The organism is Moorena sp. SIO3B2 (assembly GCF_010692525.1).
Taxonomy (GTDB): Bacteria; Cyanobacteriota; Cyanobacteriia; order Cyanobacteriales; family Coleofasciculaceae; genus Moorena; species Moorena producens.
In genome coordinates this window covers 1-2,918 of record NZ_JAAHHE010000594.1, presented here as the reverse complement: position 1 = coordinate 2,918, position 2,918 = coordinate 1, and the positions used below count along the sequence as shown (strand labels likewise).

3 protein-coding genes and 1 pseudogene are annotated in these 2,918 nt (G+C 45.3%); 3 read left to right on the top strand and 1 reads right to left on the bottom strand.

Annotated elements, in window-relative coordinates; translation table 11 throughout:
- Together F6K38_RS38530 and murI are read left to right on the top strand one after the other, a co-directional pair.
- Nucleotides 1-935 (top strand): N-acetylmuramoyl-L-alanine amidase family protein (locus tag F6K38_RS38530; RefSeq protein ID WP_287360208.1); only part of this gene is annotated, 935 nt, incomplete at its 5' end.
- 125 nt (nt 936-1,060) lie between these two features.
- The gene (murI, locus tag F6K38_RS38525) at nt 1,061-1,957 is read left to right on the top strand and encodes a glutamate racemase (RefSeq protein WP_008188715.1); all 897 of its coding nucleotides are present in this window, start codon (nt 1,061-1,063) and stop codon (nt 1,955-1,957) included.
- On the opposite strand, the gene F6K38_RS38520 is transcribed toward murI, so the two are convergent.
- The gene (locus F6K38_RS38520) at nt 1,954-2,124 is read right to left on the bottom strand and encodes a hypothetical protein (RefSeq protein ID WP_008188717.1); all 171 of its coding nucleotides are present in this window, start codon (nt 2,122-2,124) and stop codon (nt 1,954-1,956) included. The genes murI and F6K38_RS38520 overlap by 4 nt on opposite strands.
- Nucleotides 2,125-2,622: 498 nt before the next feature.
- Between F6K38_RS38520 and F6K38_RS38515 the strand changes: the two are divergent.
- Nucleotides 2,623-2,918, top strand: a pseudogene (locus tag F6K38_RS38515) (lysozyme); the annotation flags it as partial.

The window sequence follows — 2,918 nt, the reverse complement described above, 5'->3', positions numbered from 1 at the left end:
TCAGAGCCACTAGCAAATGGGATCCTCGTTCAAAGTCTTACCAAATTACTATACCGAATGCCAAACTAGCTGAGAAGTTCAGTGGCCCTCAACTTAATACCACTAGTCCCGTATCAGAGGTGATGGTTCGGCAGGAGGACAAAAACACGGTGCTGATTCTGGTACAACCATCAAACGGTACCCGAATTGGTAGCCTCAATCAGCTCAATGATCAGCTGTTGGCTCTGCAACTGAGACCATTTCTATCAAGGAGGCCAACCAGGATACCCCCGCGCTCGATTCCTGTGCCACCGCCTAACTCGATTCCTGTGCCACCGCCTAACCGGACTCGCCCACCAATTCCCAGACGTCGGGTTCCCAAAGAGCGCCTGGTAGTGGTCATTGATGCCGGACACGGTGGCAAAGACCCTGGTGCTATTGGGATTGGGGGTATACAAGAGAAGGATGTTAATTTGTCGATTTCCCGACAGGTGGAAGCGCTGTTGGAAAAACAGGGGATCCAGGTTGTCATGACTCGCTCAGATGACCGATTCATCAGTCTGAATGGACGAGTTCAAGTGGCAGAACGGACTGATGCTGATTTATTTGTCAGCATCCACGCTAATGCTATCGGGCGTAACCGACCGGATGTGAATGGATTAGAAACTTACTACTACTCTACTGGTCAGAGTCTTGCCCAAACCATCCACTACACTATCTTGCGGAGCGTGGATATTAGTGACCGACGTACCCGACGGGCGAGGTTTTATGTGCTCAGGAAAACCTCCATGCCAGCAGTTCTGGTAGAAGTTGGTTTTCTAACCGGCTATGAAGACTCCGCTAAACTGAAAACTTCCGCCTATCGCAGCCAGATGGCTAGAGCGATCGCTCGTGGCATCCTCCTATATATTCGGCAAAATCGGTTATATTCGGCAGAATCGGTTGACCTAAGTTAAGTTCTGATATTTTGTCAATTCTTAATTGATAATTGCTAACCTATAATCTAACAATTTTCTTGTTTTGAGCGAACCTAAGTAATTTGTTTATTGCCCCTGGGTGGGTAGGTGCCAATTCTTAGCCAATGATCAATAACCAAATTTTGATCTCTCGAACTCAACCCCAGAGTAGTCCTATCGGGATTTTCGACAGTGGTGTGGGGGGTCTGACTGTTCTGAGGGAACTATACAAACAACTACCATCCGAATCAATTATTTACTTTGCTGACACAGCACGGCTACCCTACGGTACCAGATCTACCGATGAAATCGTGCAGTTCGGCTTCGAGATTCTCAGCTGGATGGTGCAACAGGATGTCAAAATGGTGGTGATGGCCTGCAACACCAGTTCGGCTCTGGCATTGGAAACTCTGCGTAGTGAGTTTGACATCCCAATGCTGGGGCTGATTCTACCGGGTGCCCGTGCGGCGCTCCACCAAGGTCGTCGGATTGGGGTGATTGCTACACCAGCTACGGCTGCCAGCAATGCTTATCGAAATGCTATTTTAGAGGTTGAACCAACGGCTCAGGTCTGGCAAGTGGGTTGTCCGGAGTTTGTGCCATTAGTGGAGCAAAATCGCTTGTGCGAACCCTACACTACAGCGGTAGCACGGCAGTACCTAGAACCTTTGCTAGCAGCCCAAATTGATACCCTAGTTTATGGCTGTACTCATTATCCCCATCTCGAACCGATCCTACGGGAAATATTACCCCCAGACGTTAAATTGGTAGACCCAGCGAAATACGTTGTTGCTGCTGCTGCTCAAGAACTGGATTTAATTGGAGGGAAGAATACTGGGGAGGCAAGACCAACTCGCTTTGGGGTCAGCGGTTGTCCTCAACAGTTTGCCCAACAGTCCCTACAATGGCTGGGTTACACTCCAACAGTTGAAAAAATACATCTACCACAGGTGTCAATCCCTAGGATACCTTTAGGTGCGACCCGTGATGGCGAGCAATCCCTTGACCGTAGGTCACGCTAAGCGAACGCCATCACGGAAAGCGCACCTTTAGAATCGGTAGACTGACCAATAATAGACCGATTTTTTTTACCATAAAATTGCTTGTGGAGGCAATAGTTAACGCATCCCACTTTCCTTAGGTGAAGTCGTTGCTCAGAGGCGATTTCACCTAAGTTAGTTATTATCATGATTAATTTTTCGCAATTTTTTCGGTCACTTTAACCCCTTTAACTCACCCTAGATCTAAATCAAGCTAAATCAAGGTTTGGCTCGGCTTGTCATATCATCTCCGGATAATTACCCTTAATAATCTGTCGCCCACGGGAACGCGCACCAAGAGACGGGAAAGGGGAATTCCTAGTTTTGTAAATTTTTGTTTCAAACTTATCACAATTAACGTAAAAGCGAAAACTCACGCTGAAGACTACTTTAGTAACTCAAAACCCTAGTTGTTGAGTAAGCAGTCAGCTATCAGCTTAGTCAAGAAACAGAGTCAAGTCATGGAATTTTTTTCCTGGGCGACTCTTGTCTATTAAAATCTGGTTTATCGCTTTTTTATAACCATTAAAAATTGCGAATTAATAATTTACCCTTAACCTTTAGCAATAAAAAATCAGGGATATAATAATTAGTAAAGCAGATTTAATCGCCAATAACGTTACGTTAATTTTATAAGTAATCCAACTATGTCAGCTCTAACTATTAAAGACATCAACATCGATAGCCTTTCTGTGGAAGAACGCTATGCACTTGACATTCTAGTCAACCTGCCAGTGCCTCAGGTTAGTCAACTCCAAGAATTAATGGAATTGGAGGTAGAAGACGTTATTAACCCTATAATTTTAGAAAATTTTCTTGAACTGTGTCAAGAATGCGGCTTGGACTTGTCTGAGGCAGGAGTCAATAAGTTTAAAGATGCTAACAAACTCGGTAATACTGGAGCTGTCAGAGGAATTATTGGTCCTCAAACGGCTCAGTTTTA